Annotated in this window: 14 protein-coding genes; 8 read left to right on the forward strand and 6 right to left on the reverse strand. The window is 72.3% G+C overall.

Translation table 11 applies throughout. The features are described 5' to 3' along the window. Positions 1–26 precede the first annotated feature (26 nt). Positions 27–575, forward strand: coding sequence for a hypothetical protein (locus ACFY0K_RS13530; RefSeq protein ID WP_390639939.1), 549 nt, complete (start codon positions 27–29; stop codon positions 573–575). An 18-nt stretch (positions 576–593) separates the two neighbouring features. Here the strand turns inward: ACFY0K_RS13530 and ACFY0K_RS13535 are convergent, their stop codons facing one another. Beyond that, the gene (locus tag ACFY0K_RS13535; protein ID WP_390639940.1) at positions 594–1442 is read right to left on the reverse strand and encodes a helix-turn-helix transcriptional regulator; all 849 of its coding nucleotides are present in this window, start codon (positions 1440–1442) and stop codon (positions 594–596) included. 122 nt (positions 1443–1564) lie between these two features. Between ACFY0K_RS13535 and ACFY0K_RS13540 the strand changes: the two genes are divergently transcribed. Continuing rightward, positions 1565–2422 (forward strand): NAD-dependent epimerase/dehydratase family protein, encoded by an 858-nt coding sequence (locus ACFY0K_RS13540; protein ID WP_388596656.1) that lies wholly within the window; start codon positions 1565–1567, stop codon positions 2420–2422. A 230-nt stretch (positions 2423–2652) separates the two neighbouring features. Here the strand turns inward: ACFY0K_RS13540 and ACFY0K_RS13545 are convergent, their stop codons facing one another. Genes ACFY0K_RS13545 through ACFY0K_RS13560 form a run of 4 tightly spaced genes read right to left on the reverse strand, consistent with a single transcriptional unit; the run spans position 2653 to position 6716 of the window. After that, positions 2653–3909, reverse strand: a complete 1257-nt coding sequence (locus tag ACFY0K_RS13545) for an MFS transporter (RefSeq protein ID WP_390639941.1) — start codon at positions 3907–3909, stop codon at positions 2653–2655. Further along, a complete protein-coding gene (locus tag ACFY0K_RS13550) occupies positions 3906–5252 on the reverse strand; it encodes a GH1 family beta-glucosidase (protein WP_388596660.1) in 1347 nt (448 codons plus the stop codon). Before ACFY0K_RS13550 ends, ACFY0K_RS13545 begins: the two co-directional genes overlap by 4 nt. A gap of 59 nt (positions 5253–5311) precedes the next feature. Next, positions 5312–5578, reverse strand: coding sequence for a protealysin inhibitor emfourin (locus ACFY0K_RS13555; protein ID WP_093503208.1), 267 nt, complete (start codon positions 5576–5578; stop codon positions 5312–5314). A gap of 52 nt (positions 5579–5630) precedes the next feature. Then, positions 5631–6716 carry a M4 family metallopeptidase gene (locus tag ACFY0K_RS13560; protein WP_390639942.1) on the reverse strand — a complete coding sequence of 362 codons (1086 nt, stop codon included), beginning with the start codon at positions 6714–6716 and terminating at the stop codon, positions 5631–5633. Positions 6717–7062: 346 nt separating this feature from the next. Between ACFY0K_RS13560 and leuA the strand changes: the two genes are divergently transcribed. The 5 genes from leuA to ACFY0K_RS13585 all read left to right on the forward strand — a co-directional run bounded on the left by leuA (position 7063) and on the right by ACFY0K_RS13585 (position 12730). After that, the gene (gene leuA / locus ACFY0K_RS13565) at positions 7063–8784 is read left to right on the forward strand and encodes a 2-isopropylmalate synthase (protein ID WP_390639943.1); all 1722 of its coding nucleotides are present in this window, start codon (positions 7063–7065) and stop codon (positions 8782–8784) included. Between the two features lie 185 nt (positions 8785–8969). Continuing rightward, positions 8970–9665 carry a TerB family tellurite resistance protein gene (locus ACFY0K_RS13570; RefSeq protein ID WP_382723239.1) on the forward strand — a complete coding sequence of 232 codons (696 nt, stop codon included), beginning with the start codon at positions 8970–8972 and terminating at the stop codon, positions 9663–9665. A 262-nt stretch (positions 9666–9927) separates the two neighbouring features. After that, positions 9928–11106, forward strand: a complete 1179-nt coding sequence (locus tag ACFY0K_RS13575; RefSeq protein WP_390640012.1) for an exo-alpha-sialidase — start codon at positions 9928–9930, stop codon at positions 11104–11106. Between the two features lie 71 nt (positions 11107–11177). Next, positions 11178–11711, forward strand: a complete 534-nt coding sequence (locus ACFY0K_RS13580; RefSeq protein ID WP_351954952.1) for a SigE family RNA polymerase sigma factor — start codon at positions 11178–11180, stop codon at positions 11709–11711. Then, positions 11708–12730 (forward strand): hypothetical protein, encoded by a 1023-nt coding sequence (locus tag ACFY0K_RS13585; protein ID WP_390639944.1) that lies wholly within the window; start codon positions 11708–11710, stop codon positions 12728–12730. Before ACFY0K_RS13580 ends, ACFY0K_RS13585 begins: the two co-directional genes overlap by 4 nt. Before the next feature lie 13 nt (positions 12731–12743). Here the strand turns inward: ACFY0K_RS13585 and ACFY0K_RS13590 are convergent, their stop codons facing one another. After that, on the reverse strand, positions 12744–13352 hold the full coding sequence (locus tag ACFY0K_RS13590; protein ID WP_390639945.1) for a TetR/AcrR family transcriptional regulator C-terminal ligand-binding domain-containing protein: 609 nt from the start codon (positions 13350–13352) through the stop codon (positions 12744–12746). Positions 13353–13766: 414 nt separating this feature from the next. On the opposite strand from ACFY0K_RS13590, the gene ACFY0K_RS13595 reads away from it, so the two are divergent. Beyond that, the gene (locus ACFY0K_RS13595) at positions 13767–15371 is read left to right on the forward strand and encodes an ABC transporter substrate-binding protein (protein WP_390639946.1); all 1605 of its coding nucleotides are present in this window, start codon (positions 13767–13769) and stop codon (positions 15369–15371) included. Positions 15372–15375 lie beyond the last annotated feature (4 nt).

Genomic DNA, 15375 nt, shown 5'->3' on the forward strand with positions numbered 1-15375 from the left:
CCTGCGCGAACTACCGGGGGGTAGTCATGCGACACATAAGGCGCATAGGTACGGCAGTGGCGGCGATGGTGCTGGCGGGCGGTGGTCTGCTGGCCGGCCCGGCGGTGGCGGTGGCCGCGCCCACGGCCGTGGACTGTGCCGTGACGTGGGGAAGCCTCGACAAGACCGCTGACGCCGCTGCCTCCAGGCGGCTGACCGACGTGCGGGCCGGCGAGCACGAGTGCTACGACCGGCTGGTCTTCGACGCCCAGGGCACGTCGGCCGACCCGGTCGGCTACTACGTCCACTACGTCGACGCCCTGCACCAGGACCCGTCCGACGCCGTCGTTCCGATCAAGGGCGGCGCCATTCTGGAGATCTCGCTGTTCGCCCCGCGCTACGACCCGGCGACCGGACAGCCCTACCCGGCGCTGCCGTCCGTCGACGTCACCGGGTACCGGACCTTCCGGGAGTTCAAGGTCACGGGCGGTTCCGAGGGCTACACCCAGGCGGGCCTGGGTGTCCGGGCCCGGCTGCCGTTCCGGGTCTTCCAGACCGCCAACCACCTCGTGGTGGACGTGGCGCACACCTGGTGACCCCCTGCGGCCGGGGGGTCAGGACCGGCTGGGGGCCATGTCCTGCAGGCCCACCACCCGCAGCAGCTGCAGGCGTTCGTAGGACTCCGTGCCCGGGCGGGCCGTGTGGATGACGAGGTGCTGGTGGGTTTCGGTGTTGATGAGGACCTCGCAGTCCAGCTCCAGGAGGCCGACCGTGGGGTGCAGGAAGCGTTTGGTCGTCGCGCGGCGCACCGCCACCTCGTGTTCGGCCCAGAGCCGGGCGAACTCCTCGCTGCCGGCGCGTAGTTCGGCGACGAGCGCGGCCGGGACCGGGTCGGCGGGGCGGGCCGCGGCCACCGCCCGGAGATTGGCGACGTGTTCGCGGGCGCGGGCCGGGCGGTCCTCGGGCGGGAACAGGGCCCGGGCCGTCGGGTCCAGGAAGTAGCGGCGGAGCAGGTTGCGTTCGCGCGCCGGGCGGGCCAGGACGTCACCGCTCAGCGCCCGCGACAGCGCGTTCTGGGCGAGGACCTCGCCGCAGTCGGTCGTCACCAGCGCCGGGGTGTCGTGCAGCCGGTCCAGGACCAGCAGCAGCCCCGGGCCGACGTGGGTGCCGGTCGCCTCCCGGCGCGGGGGTTCCTCGCCGGCCAGGTGGAACAGGTGGTCCCGTTCGTCGTCCGTCAGGCGCAGCGCACGGGCCAGTGCCGTCAGCATCTGGCGGGACGGGTGCGGGCCCCGGGACTGTTCGAGGCGCGTGTAGTAGTCGGCGGACATGCCGGCCAGTGACGCCACCTCCTCACGCCGCAGCCCCGGCGTGCGCCGCCGGGCACCGGGAGGCAGGCCCACGTCTGAGGGGTCCAGGCGGCTGCGGGCGTGGCGCAGGAAGTCGGCGAGTTCGGGGCGGTCCATGCCTCCAGGGTGGCCGCGGGCGCCCGGCTTATCCAGGGACTGCCGGTCCCCCGATCGGGAGGTCTCTCCCGGCGGTGCAGGTCCGGGGCGAGGGTGAGGGGACCAGAGCGAAGGAGAAGGTCATGATCACTCTTGTCACCGGTACGACCGGACAGGTCGGCCGGCGGTTCGCGCCGCGCCTCATCCAGCAGGCCCGGGCCGGTGAGCGGGTACGGGTCCTGGTGCGGGACGCGGCCCGTGGGGAGCCGTTCGCGGAGCTGGGCGCCGAGGTCGTCGTCGGCGACCTGCGCGACGAGGAGGTGCTCGGCAAGGCCGTCGCCGGGGTGGACGCCGTCGTGAACGTCGCCGCCGCCTTCCGCGGGGTGCCGGACGACGAGGCCCGCGCCGTCAACCGGGACGCGGCGGTCGCCCTGGGCAGGGCCGCGGTCTCGGCCGGAGTACGGCGGTTCGTGCAGGTCAGCACCGGGCTCGTGTACGGCACGGGGCGGGGCCGCCCGCTGACCGAGGACGACGAGAGCCGGCCCGGCGGGGAGATGTGGGGCGCCTACCCCGAGTCCAAAGCGGCCGCCGAGCGGGAGCTGCTCGCGCTGGAGGGCGGCATGGAGGTGCGCGTCGGGCGGCTGCCCTTCGTCTACGGCGAGGGCGACCCGCACCTCGCGAACGCCATGCGCTGGGCCGCGCACTGGGCACCGGTGCAGCGGCTGCACATGGGGCACCACGCCGACGTCGGGCAGGGGCTGCTGCGCCTCCTGTACGCGCCGGCGGTGAACGGGCCGGTGTACAACATCGCCGACGACTCGCCCGTCACGGCCGTGGACCTGCACCAGGTCAACGGCGTCGAGCTGCCCGAGGACATGGGCACCCGCAGCGACCCCGACCCCTGGCTCGGGATCATGTCAACCGGGAAGATCCGCCGGGATCTCGGCTTCCGGCCGATCTACCCGAGCGTCTGGACGGCCCGGGACGCCGGGGCGCTGTAGGGGGGGCCGGGCCAAGTGCGGCGCCGGGGGTGCCAGGTGCGTCGTCTGCCGTCTGGGGCGCCGTCCTGGCTGGTCGCGCAGTTCCCCGCGCCCCTGACGGGGCGCTGCACGCCGGGGCGCTGTAGGGGGGGGCCGGGCCAGGTGCGGCGCCGGGGGTGCCAGGTGCGTTGTCTGCCGTCTGGGGCGTCGTCGTGGCTGGTCGCGCAGTTCCCCGCGCCCCTTCGGGGGCGCTAATCGACCCCTCTGATCCGTCCCACCAGCCATGCCCCCGCCAGGCCGATCAGCGCCGAGACCAGGTACAGGGCGCGGTAGCCGCCGAGGTAGGTGACGATCGGGGCGGCGAGGGCGGGGGCGGCGACCTGGGGCAGGGCGTTGGCGACGTTGATGACGCCGAGGTCCTTGCCGCGGTCGAGGGCCGTCGGCAGGACGTCGGTCATCAGCGCGAAGTCCACGGAGGTGAACACCCCGAAGCCGACGCCCAGCACCGCCGCGGCCACGATCGCCCCGGGCCAGGTCTGCCACACCGCCAGCAGGGCCGTCGCCACCGCCATCAGCATCCCCGACCAGATGACGAACGGCTTGCGGCGGCCCACCCGGTCCGACCAGACCCCGCCGACCACGACCGTCGCCATCAGCGTCAGCCCGTTGACGGCGGTCAGGACCAGCACGCCCTGGTCGGGGTCGGAGTAGTGGAGGCGGTCGCGCAGGTAGTAGAGCAGGTAGAGCAGCACCAGCGCGTTGCTGAGGTTGATCAGGAAGCGGGTCAGCCAGGCCCAGCCCAGGTCCGGGTGGCCGCGCGGGCTCAGCCAGAAACCGGCCAGGAAGCCCCGCCAGGACCAGGGCGGCCGGTCCTCGGCCGCCAGCCGCAGGTCCGGGTGGCGCAGCACGTACGGCAGCACCCCCAGCGCCGTGAACACCGCGCACGCGACATAGCCCGCCCCGATGCCCCCGGCGGCCGTCGCGAGCCCGGTGCCGCCGACCACGCCCAGGATCTGCGCGGCCCCCAGCCAGCCGCCCACCGAGCCCCGCTGCAGCCGCGGCACCCGGTCCGGGACCGCCGCCGTGACCGCCGCGAACGCCGCGTTCAGGGTGAGCTGGACCAGGCACCAGCCCAGCATCATCGTCCCCATGCCGCCGGCGCCCGCGAGCAGCAGCAGGGACAGCGCCCCGCCCGCCGTACCGGCGACGATCCACGGGGTACGGCGGCCCCAGCGGGACGTCGTCCGGTCCGACAGCGCGCCGAAGACGGGGTTCGCGGCCAGTGACACCACCGCGCCGACGCCGGTCACCCACGCCAGCATCGTCTCCTTCGACATCCCCGAACCGGGCGCGAAGTCCTTGGCCTGGGAGGCGAGCAGGATCTGCAGCGGGCCGTACCAGCCCACCCAGATCGCCCCGTTGGCCAGCGAGAGCGCCGACGTCCAGCCCCGGCCGACCCGTTCGACCGGCTCCGCCAGGGCGGCGGCGGGTTCCCCGAGCGTCGTCATCTCTGGGCCCGCAGGAGGTCCCGGTACCAGGCGTACGACGACTTCGGCGTCCGCACCTGCGTCGCGTAGTCGACGTGGACCAGGCCGAAGCGGCGCGCGTACCCCTCGGCCCACTCGAAGTTGTCGAGGAGCGACCAGACGAAGTAGCCGCGCACGTCCACGCCGGCCTCGACCGCCCGGTGCAGCGCCCGGACGTGGCCGTCGAGGTAGGCGATGCGGTCCTGGTCGTCGAGGCCCTCGTAGGAGCAGCCGTTCTCGGTGATGACGACCGGCGGGAGGCGGTCGCCGTAGCGGTCGCGGAAGCCGGTGAGGAGTTCGGTGAGGCCCTCGGGGACGACCGGCCAGCCGAAGTCCGTCACCGGGACGTCCTCGATGTCCTGGACGGAGAAGGGGAGTTCGGCGGGGAGGGTGAGCCCGCCGAACTCGATCTCGGTGCCCTGCGGGGCGCCGACCTTCGTCGGGGCGTAGTAGTTGATCCCGTACCAGTCGAGCGGTTCGGCGATCACCTTCAGGTCGGCGGCGACGTCGCCGGGCATCAGGTCGCCCATGCCGTCCGGGTACTCGCCGAGCAGGACCGGCTCGGCGAACAGGCGGTTGAGGAGCAGGTCGTAGAAGGCGGCCGCCTCCAGGTCCGGCTGCTCCCGGGAGGCCGGCCAGGTCGGGCCGTGCGAGTTGGCGATGCCGATGTCGGCGGCACCGGCCGCGCGCAGCGCCCGAACCGCCAGACCGTGCGCGAGGAGCTGGTGGTGGGCGACCGGGAGGGCGTCGAACATCAGCTGCTCGCCGGGGGCGTGGGCGCCCAGGGCGTAGCCGAACAGGGTCTGCTCGGCCGGCTCGTTGAGGGTGATCCACTTCTTGACCCGGTCGCCGAGCCGGTCGGCGACGGACGAGACGTGTTCGGCGAAGTGCGACGCCGTGTCCCGGTCCAGCCAGCCGCCCTTCTCCTGCAGCGCCGCCGGCAGGTCCCAGTGGAAGAGGGTCGGGACCGGGCGGATGCCCGCCGCGCACAGCTCGTCCACCAGCCGGTCGTAGAAGTCCAGGCCGCCCGCCGAGCGGACCCGCGGCCAGGAGACGGAGAACCGGTACGCGTCCACGCCGAGGCCGGCCAGGAGCGCCACGTCCTCGCGGTGGCGGTGGTAGTGGTCGCAGGCCACCGCCGCCGTCGAGCCGTCCTTGATCCGGCCCGGCTCCGCCTCGAACACGTCCCACACGGACGGCTCGCGCAGGTCGGCCGCGCCCTCGATCTGATGGGCCGAGGTCGAGACGCCCCAGAGGAAGCCGTCGGGGAACCGGGGGAAGGGGGGCATCGGATGGACCGCGTCTGTCGCCATGGCCGGGATCATCCTTACCCCCGGTAACGTAAGTCAACGCCCCGGCGTGAACTACCCGTTACGGGACCCGGTCACGCCCCTTCCTTCAACACCCGTGAGATCAGTTCGCGTTGCTCCTCCGACAGCCGCGGGTCGGCCGCGTACACCGTCCGTCCGTCCACCGTGATCTCGTACGCGAACCCGTCCGGCACGCCGGGTGGCGGGGCGCCCCGGCCGGCCGCGAGCGCGCGCTCGGCCAGGGCCTGCCACTCGGGGGCGTCGGGCCGGCCCGAGGTGTCCACCTCGGCCCGGCGCTCGATGCCGGCGAACCCGCCCGTACGCCTCACCTGAATACGCATGGGTCCCTGTGTAGTACGGAACCGGGTGGTGCGCACCCCCGCCTCCGCGCGGTCAGGAGGCCTGCACGCCCACCTGGGCCCAGGCCTTGAGGGCCGCCTCGCTCTCCTCGCCCGCCTGGTAGCGGGCCCTGGCCGCGGCGACCGTGAGCTTCGCGAAGTCCGCGAACGTGGCGTCCGACCGCAGTTCGCCGCCGGTCAGGACGTCGTACCAGATCTGCCCGGCCCGCTCCCAGGCGTTGCCGCCGAGGGCGGTGGCGAGCAGGTAGAAGGCGTGGTTGGGGATGCCGGAGTTGATGTGCACACCGCCGTTGTCCCGGCTGGTCTTCACGTAGTGCTGCATGGTCGCCGGCTGCGGGTCCTTGCCGAGGCGGGTGTCGTCGTACGCCGTGCCCGGGGCCTTCATCGAGCGCAGCGCCACGCCGTGCACGCCGGGGGCGAGCAGGCCCTCGCCGATCAGCCAGTCGGCCTGGTCGGCGGTCTGGCCGAGGGAGTACTGCTTGATGAGCGAGCCGAAGACGTCGGAGACCGACTCGTTCAGGGCGCCGGACTGGCCGTAGTACTCCAGATTGGCGGTGTACTGGGTGACGCCGTGCGTGAGCTCGTGGCCGATGACGTCGACGGAGGTGGTGAAGTCGACGAAGATCTCGCCGTCGCCGTCCCCGAACACCATCTGGTCGCCGTTCCAGAAGGCGTTGTCGTAGTTGACGTCGTAGTGGACGCTCGCGTTCAGCGGCAGCCCGTTGCCGTCGATGGAGTCGCGCTCGTACGCCTTCAGGTACAGGTCGAAGGTGGCGCCGAGGCCGGCGTAGGCGCGGTTGACGGTGGCGTCGCGGCCGGCCTCGGTCCCCTCCGCGCGGACCTCGGTGCCGGGCAGGTCGGTGCGGTGCCCGGCGTCGTAGATCGTGCGGCGGGGCTGCGCCGTCGCGGTCGCCGGGCCGGCCACGGCGGTCGCGGTGCGGACCGCGGTCACGCGGCGGCGGGTGCGCTGGGCCGAGTCGTGCTGGAGGGTGCGCAGCGCGGAGTCGGCGAGTGCCCGGTCCTCGTGGGCGGCGAGGTGGTCGAGGATGTGCGGCGGCACGATCGTGCAGAAGACGGGCGTGCGGTTGATGACGGGCTCAGAGCCCCCGTTGGTCGTCATGCTCCACGATTGCACTGCGTGAGCTTCGTGTCACTAGAGGCGACCATGATTGGTGAAAAATGGGGATGCTCTCGCCGTGGATGGTTGCGCTGTGTTATGCCGTGCGGCGCCGTGGGGCTGGTCGCGCAGTTCCCCGCGCCCCTCCCGGGGACGCTGCGGTCCCGCATGCTGATACAGAACCGTTTGCTCCGGGGGGCTCCGTTACAGTGGTCGCATCATGCGTTTCGGGCTGCTTCTTCTTAGCTGCCGCGGCGAGGGCCTGTAGTCCAGGTCGACTCCCTCCCCGCGGAGCTTCGCGTTGCGTCGTCGGCCGTCCTTCCGGACACCCACCAGGAGCCCCGCAATCATGGCCAACCGCCAGCAGCCCAGTTCCATGCCGGTCCACAAGTACGGCAAATACGAGCAGGTCGACATTCCCGACCGCACCTGGCCCGGGAAGCGGATCACCGAAGCCCCCCGCTGGCTCTCCACCGACCTGCGCGACGGCAACCAGGCCCTGATCGACCCGATGTCGCCCGAGCGCAAGCGCCGGATGTTCGACCAGCTGGTCAAGATGGGCTACAAGGAGATCGAGGTCGGCTTCCCCGCCTCCGGCCAGACCGACTTCGACTTCGTGCGCTCGATCATCGAGGAAGAGGGCGCGATCCCGGACGACGTGACGATCTCCGTACTGACCCAGGCTCGCGAGGACCTGATCGAGCGGACCGTCGAGTCGCTGAAGGGCGCCAGGCGGGCCACCGTCCACCTGTACAACGCGACCGCCCCCGTCTTCCGGCGCGTGGTGTTCCGCGGCTCCAGGGACGACATCAAGCAGATCGCCGTCGACGGCACACGGCTGGTGATGGAGTACGCCGAGAAGCTGCTGGGCCCGGAGACCGAGTTCGGCTACCAGTACAGCCCCGAGATCTTCACCGACACCGAGCTGGACTTCGCGCTGGAGGTCTGCGAGGCGGTGATGGACGTCTACCAGCCGGGTCCGGGGCGCGAGATCATCCTCAACCTGCCGGCCACCGTGGAGCGTTCCACGCCGTCCACGCACGCGGACCGCTTCGAGTGGATGCACCTCAACCTGTCCCGCCGCGAGCACGTCGTCCTGTCGGTCCACCCGCACAACGACCGCGGTACCGCCGTCGCCGCCGCCGAGCTGGCGCTGATGGCCGGCGCCGACCGCGTCGAGGGCTGCCTGTTCGGGCAGGGCGAGCGCACCGGCAACGTCGACCTGGTCACCCTCGGCATGAACCTGTTCTCGCAGGGCGTCGACCCGCAGATCGACTTCTCCGACATCGACGAGATCCGTCGCGTGTGGGAGTACTGCAACCAGATGGAGGTCCACCCGCGCCACCCGTACGTGGGCGACCTGGTCTACACGTCCTTCTCCGGCTCCCACCAGGACGCCATCAAGAAGGGCTTCGACGCCATGGAGGCCGACGCGGCCGCGCAGGGTGTCACCGTCGACGACATCGAGTGGGCGGTGCCGTACCTGCCGATCGACCCGAAGGACGTCGGCCGCTCCTACGAGGCGGTCATCCGGGTCAACTCGCAGTCCGGCAAGGGCGGTATCGCCTACGTCCTGAAGAACGACCACAAGCTGGACCTGCCGCGCCGGATGCAGATCGAGTTCTCCAAGCTCATCCAGGCCAAGACGGACGCCGAGGGCGGCGAGGTCACCGGTGCCGACATCTGGGCGGTCTTCCAGGACGAGTACCTGCCGAACCCGGAGAACCCCTGGGGCCGGGTCCAGGTGAAGACGGGCCAGTCGACCACCGACACCGACGGCGTGGACACCCTCACCGTCGAGGCCACCGTCGACGGCGAGGACACCGTGCTGACCGGCTCCGGCAACGGCCCGATCTCCGCGTTCTTCGACGCGCTGCAGGGCCTGGGCATCGACGTACGTCTCCTGGACTACCAGGAGCACACGATGAGCGAGGGCGCCTCCGCGCAGGCCGCCTCCTACATCGAATGCGCGATCGACGGCAAGATCCTGTGGGGTATCGGCATCGACGCGAACACGACGCGTGCGTCGCTGAAGGCGGTCGTCTCCGCCGTCAACCGCGCTACGCGATAACCCCTCTGACCGGCGGTTTCGGGGCCCTGATCAGCTCTCGTGGCGATCGGGGCCCCGTCGTTTCCCGGCCATCTCGATGTGCAGGTCACGGACTGGTCTCGTACGGGGTACTGACTCCGGCTCCTCCATGTGGCTAACATCACGCCAGCGGTGGCGATGTTGCCACGGCGTTACGGAGGTGCGACGTGCTGCCAGTACGGGGACGAGACTGCCGAACCGCCAGGCCTGCCCGGATTCTGGGCACCCGCACCGCCTGGACACCCGTCGGCGACGGGGAGTTCTTCTGCCCCGGCTGCGGCGGTGACCGCAACTACCAGCGGCTCACCGGCCGGCGCCGCTTCACCCTGCTCGGCGTGCCCGTGCTGCCGCGCGGCACCACCGGTCCGGTCGTGGAGTGCGCCGCCTGCCGCCACCACTACGGCACCGACGTCCTCGACCACCCCACCACCTCCCGCTTCTCGGCGATGCTCCGCGACGCCGTGCACACCGTCGCCCTCGCCGTCCTGGCGGCCGGTGGCACCTGCGCCCGTACGGCCCTGGAGGCGGCGGCGGGCGCGGTCCGCGCGGCCGGTTTCGAGGAGGCCACGGAGGACCAGCTGGGCGCGCTGGTCGAGGCCCTCGTCGCCGACACCGGGCGGGTCTTCGAGCAGCCGTACCGGGCGAGCCTTGCGATAGAGCTGCACGAGGCCCTGGACCCGCTCGCCCCGCACCTCGCCCCCGCCGGACGGGAGGCACTGCTCCTCCAGGGCGCCCGGATCGCGCTCGCCGACGGCCCCTACACCAACGCCGAACGCGAGGTCCTCGGCACGGTCGGCGCGGCCCTGACCATCTGCGCGGACGACGTGAGCCGGCTCCTGGCGGCGGCACGCACACCGTCGTGAGGCCGGAGGGTGCGGCGCGCTGCGACCGGGGCGGCCGTTCACCCGGGTGGCCGTACGAGTCCTGGCGGATCGTCACCGGCCCGGGCCCCGGCCGCCGTTGACACCCCGCGTCGCATTGCACGACGTCAGCCCGGTGCGCGGCGGCCCGACGTGATCCGCTCCACGGCCTGACGGCACGCCGGACCGTCCGTCCGGCCGGACGTCGCAGGAGTGCGGTGCGGGCGGCCGGAGCACCATGAGAAGCGTGAGTCATGTGTCTCCTGTGACCCGTGCGGGCCGGTTCTCGCTCGCCGCCGCTCTGCTGCTCGGGGCGTTCACGGCCGGACCCAGGGCCTGGGCGGCGGCCGGCTGCGAGTCCTCCGTGCCGTACGTCTCCGGTGAGGGCGGCTACGTCCAGTTCCGCATTCCGGCCGTCGTCCGCAGCGGGCGCGGCACCCTGCTCGCGTTCGCCGAGGGCCGGCACTCCACCACCGGGGACAGCGGCGACATCGACGTCGTGCTGAGACGCTCGGCCGACGGCGGCTGCACCTGGGGCCCGCTCCACGTGGTGGCCGCCGGCGACGGGAACACCCGCGGCAACCCGGCGCCGGTGGTGGACCCGCGCAGCGGCCAGATCGTCCTGGTGACCTCGTACAACGACGGCTCGGTGAACGAGGACCAGATCATGCGCGGCCAGGTCACCGGGGCGCAGAGCCGCCGGGTGTACGTGCAGCGCAGCAGCGACGACGGCCGCCACTTCACCCGCCCGCACGAGATCACCGCCCAGGTGAAACCTTCAGGCTGGCGCTGGTACGCCACCGGCCCCGGGCACGCCGTCGCGCTCACCCGGGGACCGCACCGCGGCCGGCTGGTCGTCGCCGCCGACCACTCCGCCGCCCCGCGCGCCGGCTCCGCCGACACCGGCCGGGAGGCCAGGTACTACGGCGGCCACGCCATCTACAGCGACGACGGCGGCCACAGCTGGCACCTCGGCTTCGTCGACGACTCCTACACCGGCCACGACAACGCCAACGAGACGACCGCCGCCCAACTCCCCGACGGGCGCCTCTACTTCAACGCCCGCGACCAGAACGGCTCCAGCCCCGGCAACCGCCTGGAGGCCTGGTCGAGCGACGGCGGCGTGACCCTGGACGCCCCCTACTCGGTCCAGCCGACCCTGTCCAGGGTCCCGGTGGTCGAGGGCTCCGTCCTCCAGCTCCCGGGCGGCGAGGGCCCGCTGCTCTTCTCCGCCCCGTCGGTCCCCACGGCCCGCCGGGCCATGGCCCTGTGGACCAGCACGGACCAGGGCATCACCTTCGAGAAGCACCTCACCCTGTCCGACCTGAAGGCCGCCTACTCGGACCTGGTCCAGGTCGACAGGCGCACGGTGGGGGTGCTGTACGAGACGGGCACCAGGACGGCGTACGACACGATCGAGTTCCGGCGGATCGCGGCACCCTGAGCGCAACGGACTTCGTCCGCCGGGCAACCGAATCCACGGATCCGGCGGTCTGGAGGGCGAGGGGGTGGCTGATGCAGGCCGAACTAGAGGCCCAGTTCCAGGAATTCGTCAGAGCACGGTGGTCACAGCTGGTCCGGACCGCCTATCTGCTCACCGGTGACCCGCACCACGCGGAGGACCTGACGCAGACCGCGCTGGCGAAGGCCTACCGGTCCTGGCGGCGCGTGTCCCGGACCGACCATCCGGAGGCGTACGTCCGCCGCATGCTGGTCAGCTGCAACAGCGACCGGTTCCGCAAGCGCCGGGTCGCCGAGTCGCTGACCGACGCACCGCCGGAGCGCGCGGGGTACGACGACGCCGTGTCCCGGGCCGACGAGCGCGGCACGCTGCTCGCGGCCCTGGCCGGCCTGCCGCCGCGGCAGCGCGCGGTGGTGGTGCTGCGGTACTGGGAGGACCTGTCCGAGGGGGAGGTCGCCGAGGTGCTCGGCTGCTCCCCGGGCACGGTCAAGAGCCAGGCGTCCAAGGGTCTGGCGAAGTTGCGTACGGTTCCGGGGCTCGCGCAGGCCATGAGCCACGCGGCGCCCGTGCAGGGAGGCAGCAGGTGAACGGCGAGAAGCAGGGCGGGGCGGCCGAGCCGGAGTTCGAGGCGCGGGTGCGGGCGCTGCTGGCCGGGGACGCGTCCCTGGTCCGGCCGTCACCGGTGCCGTACCCGGAGATCCGGCGCCGGGGCGTGCTGGAGCGGCGGCGGCGCCTGGCCGTGGGCGGGGCGGCGCTGGCGGCGCTTGCGGTGGTGCCGGTCGGGGCGTACGCGCTGGGCGGTACCACCACGACGAGCCCGGCCGGGCCCAGCCCCACGGTGCTGGCCAGCGAGCGCCCGGCCCCGACACCTACGGGGCCGACGAGTCCGACGGGCCCGGCCACCGCGTCCGCCCCGGCATCGTCCGGGTCCCCGTCGGCACCCGCGACGGCCTCGGCACCGTCCACGGCCCCGACGGCTCCGGGGCGCCCGGCGTCCGCCGCGCGGCAGCTGCTGGACGGGATCACCTTCGACCAGGCCGCCACCGGACTCGGCAAGTGCCTCGACTACAACAAGGCGCAGCGCCTCCCCAAGGATCCGAGCTACACCGACCTCGGCAAGCCGGCCGACTACCGGATCGTCCTGGCGATGCGCAGCACCGGGGACTCCAACGCACCCGGCGACGGCTACTTCGTGGTCGCGGTACGGGAGAAGCCGGTGCCGGCCCGGCTCATCTGCACCGTCAAGGACGGCGCGGCCTCCGGTCTGAACACCAGCATCGGGGACCCCTTCGGCGGCGCGAAGACGCCCGTGGTCCCGGACATGAACAGCGGCAAGCTGTACCAGCAGACGATCCTCGACAAGGGCGCCTGGAAGCTGCCGTTCCGCTGGGGGATCATCGGCGGCTACCGCCCGTCGGTGGCCACGATGACGGTCTCCTACGGCGGCGGAGCGGGCGAGGTGGTCCTCGACCACGGCTGGTTCGTCGCCACCGGCACCCTGCACAAGCAGGTCACCGCGGCCCCGCACCTGAAGGGCTACGACGCGGCGGGCAAGCTCGTCTACGACTCCGACCACGACGCGTCGTACGAGAAGACGCTGCCGTAGCCGGTGGCGTCGATCAGCCGGTGCCGACCCCGTGCAGCAGGTTGGCGACCAGCCGGTCCGCGAACTCCTCGGTGAGGGGTTCGTCGGGCAGCAGCAGGCGGTGGTAGCAGGCCCCCCAGAGCTGGTCGACCAGGACCTGGGGGTCGGCGTCGGCGCGCAGCTGGCCGCGGTCCTGGGCGCGCCGCATCGCCGTCACGGCCAGTTCGCGGCGCGGCCCCGTGTAGCGCTGGAGCAGGGCGGCGGACAGGTCGGGGTCGGTCTGCGCCTGGCCGATGAGCCCGCCGATGACCCGCCCGGCCGGCGTCCCGGTGAGCAGCCGGACGAACGCGCGGACCTGAGACGTCAGATCGGCCCCGATGTCGCCGGTGTCGGGGAAGGCGAGGGCGGACTCGACGGCGTGGAAGTAGCCGTCGAGCGCGAGCGTGCCGCGCGAGGGCCACCACTTGTGCAGGGTCGTCTTGCTGACCCCGGCCTCCTGGGCGACCCGCTCGAAGGTGAAGGCCGCCAGGCCGTCGCGCAGGAGCAGCGCGCCCGCGGCGGCGAGCACGTCTGCCCGCACCTCGTCCGCGGGCCGCCGCCCGCGCCCCCGCCGCACCGGCGTGCCTTCCGCCCGCTGCTCCATGCGCTGCCTCCCGACCGCGTTCCCGCTTATATGGACTCAGCGTACATTAATTGTCTCGGGGGTCATCGGGGACGTGACGTGCCGTAGGCCGTTTGTCGGCCGCGGCGCCGTCGTGGCTGGTCGCGCAGTTCCCCGCGCCCCTTCGGGGCGCTGCAGCGAGGGCGCTGCTTCGGGGGCGCCCGGCCCTCGGTTTCTCCTCGCGAAGTAGCAACCCGGCGTCGGCCGTCACTCGTGCGGGCGGCGCCGACTTCCGTGCGCAGGGGGCCGCATGGTCCCGCCGTTGCGGCGCCATTGGTCCCACCTCTGGCGGTTTACGCCATTCGCGCGCCTTGCCTTGACCGTCCACGAAGCCTTTCTTATGGTCGCGCTAACACCGGACGTCCGACGTCTCCTTTCCCCCACGCTGGAGGCACCGTGCGCGACGAGGCGACCCACGGCCGCAGGACGTTCCTGAAACACGCCGGGGCCCTGGGCGCGGCCGCCTCGCTGACGACGCTGACGGCGTGCGGCCCCAAGTCCACGATCGACCTCGGCGGCAGCGGCTCCGACCGCACCCTCACCGCGGTGATCGGCTACGGCAACGACGGCAGCTGGGACCCCACCCAGACCGCGTCCGCGTTCGCGATGGCCGCCAACAACCACATCTACGAGGGTCTGGCCGACACCGACCCGATCACCCGCGCCCCCTACCCGGCGCTGGCGACCCGGCTGCCCGCCGACGCGAACGCCACCACCTGGCGGTTCACCCTGCGCTCCGGGGCCACCTTCCACGACGGGAGACCGGTCACCGCCGACGACGTCGTCTTCGTCTTCGACCGGATCCTCGACCCGGGCACCCAGACCCTCGCCCAGGGCTTCTTCGCGAGCTGGCTGAAGGAGGCCCGCAAGGTCGACGCCCGGACCGTCGACCTGGTGCTGAGGTTCCCCTTCCCGGACGGCGTCGCCCGCCTCACCCTCGCCAAGATCATGCCGGCGCACGTCTTCTCCCGGCCCGGCGCCTGGGACGACGCGATCAAGGGCCTTGCGGTCGGCTCCGGACCGTACCGGCAGACCGGGCACCACCCGAAGTCCAACACCACCTTCGCCGCGTACGACAGGTACAACGGCCCCCGCAGGCCCGCCTTCCGGAAGATGAACTGGCTGACGATCGTCGACGCCGCCTCCCGCGTGGCGCGGATCTCCGGGGCCGACGCCGGCGCCCAGATCTCCGACAACATCCCCTACGCCAACATCCCCCGCCTGGAACAGGGCGGCCTCTCGGTCGGCGGCGGCGCCGGGATGAACAACGCGTTCCTGATGTTCAACACACAGCACAGACCCTTCGACGACGTCCGGGTCCGCCAGGCCCTGCACTACGCCATCGACAAGGCGAAGATCGTCGAGGTCGCCCTCAAGGGCCACGGAAAGCCGGCGAGTTCGTTCCTGAACGAGACCAACCCCGCCTACCGCCGGGCGAAGACGGTCTACGACCACGACCCCGACAGGGCGAAGGCGCTCCTGAGGGCGGCCGGAGTCAGCGGCCTGCGCGTGAACATCCTCGCGTCCAACGTGAGCTGGCTCGTCGACTGCCTGCCCACCATCAAGTCGTCCTGGGACGCGATCGGCGTCGCCACCACCCTGTCCCCGCAGGAGACCACGGCCGTGTTCACCAAGATGGACCAGAAACAGGACTACCAGGTCGTCGCCGCCGTCTCGAACCCCAACCAGTTCGGCCTCGACGCCGACCTGATCATGCACTACAACTACGGCCCCCGGAACCTGTGGATGGGCTACGCCCGCTGGGCCGGCAACGCTGTCGCCAGGCAGCTCTTCAAGGACATGGACGCGGCCACCCGCGAACCGGACCCGGACAAGAAGAAGACGATGATCCAGGACTACATCGACGTCGTCGCCGAACAGGCCGTCCTCTACCCGGTCGTCCACAACGAGCTGATCACCGCCTGGGACCCGCGCAGACTCACCGGCATAAGGGCACAGCCCTACCCGGGCATCAACGTCCTCACCGCAAAGTGGGCCTGACGGC

This window comes from Streptomyces sp. NPDC001507 (genome assembly GCF_042894765.1).
Taxonomy (GTDB): Bacteria; Actinomycetota; Actinomycetes; order Streptomycetales; family Streptomycetaceae; genus Streptomyces.

Bases quoted from the DNA above. Each gene is read 5' to 3' on its own strand.
- ACFY0K_RS13580 (WP_351954952.1), top strand. From the start codon at position 11,178: ATGCAGGCCGAACTAGAGGCCCAGTTCCAGGAATTCGTCAGAGCACGG.
- ACFY0K_RS13555 (WP_093503208.1), bottom strand. From the start codon at position 5,578: ATGCGTATTCAGGTGAGGCGTACGGGCGGGTTCGCCGGCATCGAGCGC.
- ACFY0K_RS13545 (WP_390639941.1), bottom strand. From the start codon at position 3,909: ATGACGACGCTCGGGGAACCCGCCGCCGCCCTGGCGGAGCCGGTCGAA.
- ACFY0K_RS13590 (WP_390639945.1), bottom strand. From the start codon at position 13,352: ATGGAGCAGCGGGCGGAAGGCACGCCGGTGCGGCGGGGGCGCGGGCGG.
- leuA (WP_390639943.1), top strand. From the start codon at position 7,063: ATGGCCAACCGCCAGCAGCCCAGTTCCATGCCGGTCCACAAGTACGGC.
- ACFY0K_RS13530 (WP_390639939.1), top strand. From the start codon at position 27: ATGCGACACATAAGGCGCATAGGTACGGCAGTGGCGGCGATGGTGCTG.
- ACFY0K_RS13560 (WP_390639942.1), bottom strand. From the start codon at position 6,716: ATGACGACCAACGGGGGCTCTGAGCCCGTCATCAACCGCACGCCCGTC.
- ACFY0K_RS13535 (WP_390639940.1), bottom strand. From the start codon at position 1,442: ATGGACCGCCCCGAACTCGCCGACTTCCTGCGCCACGCCCGCAGCCGC.
- ACFY0K_RS13540 (WP_388596656.1), top strand. From the start codon at position 1,565: ATGATCACTCTTGTCACCGGTACGACCGGACAGGTCGGCCGGCGGTTC.
- ACFY0K_RS13550 (WP_388596660.1), bottom strand. From the start codon at position 5,252: ATGATCCCGGCCATGGCGACAGACGCGGTCCATCCGATGCCCCCCTTC.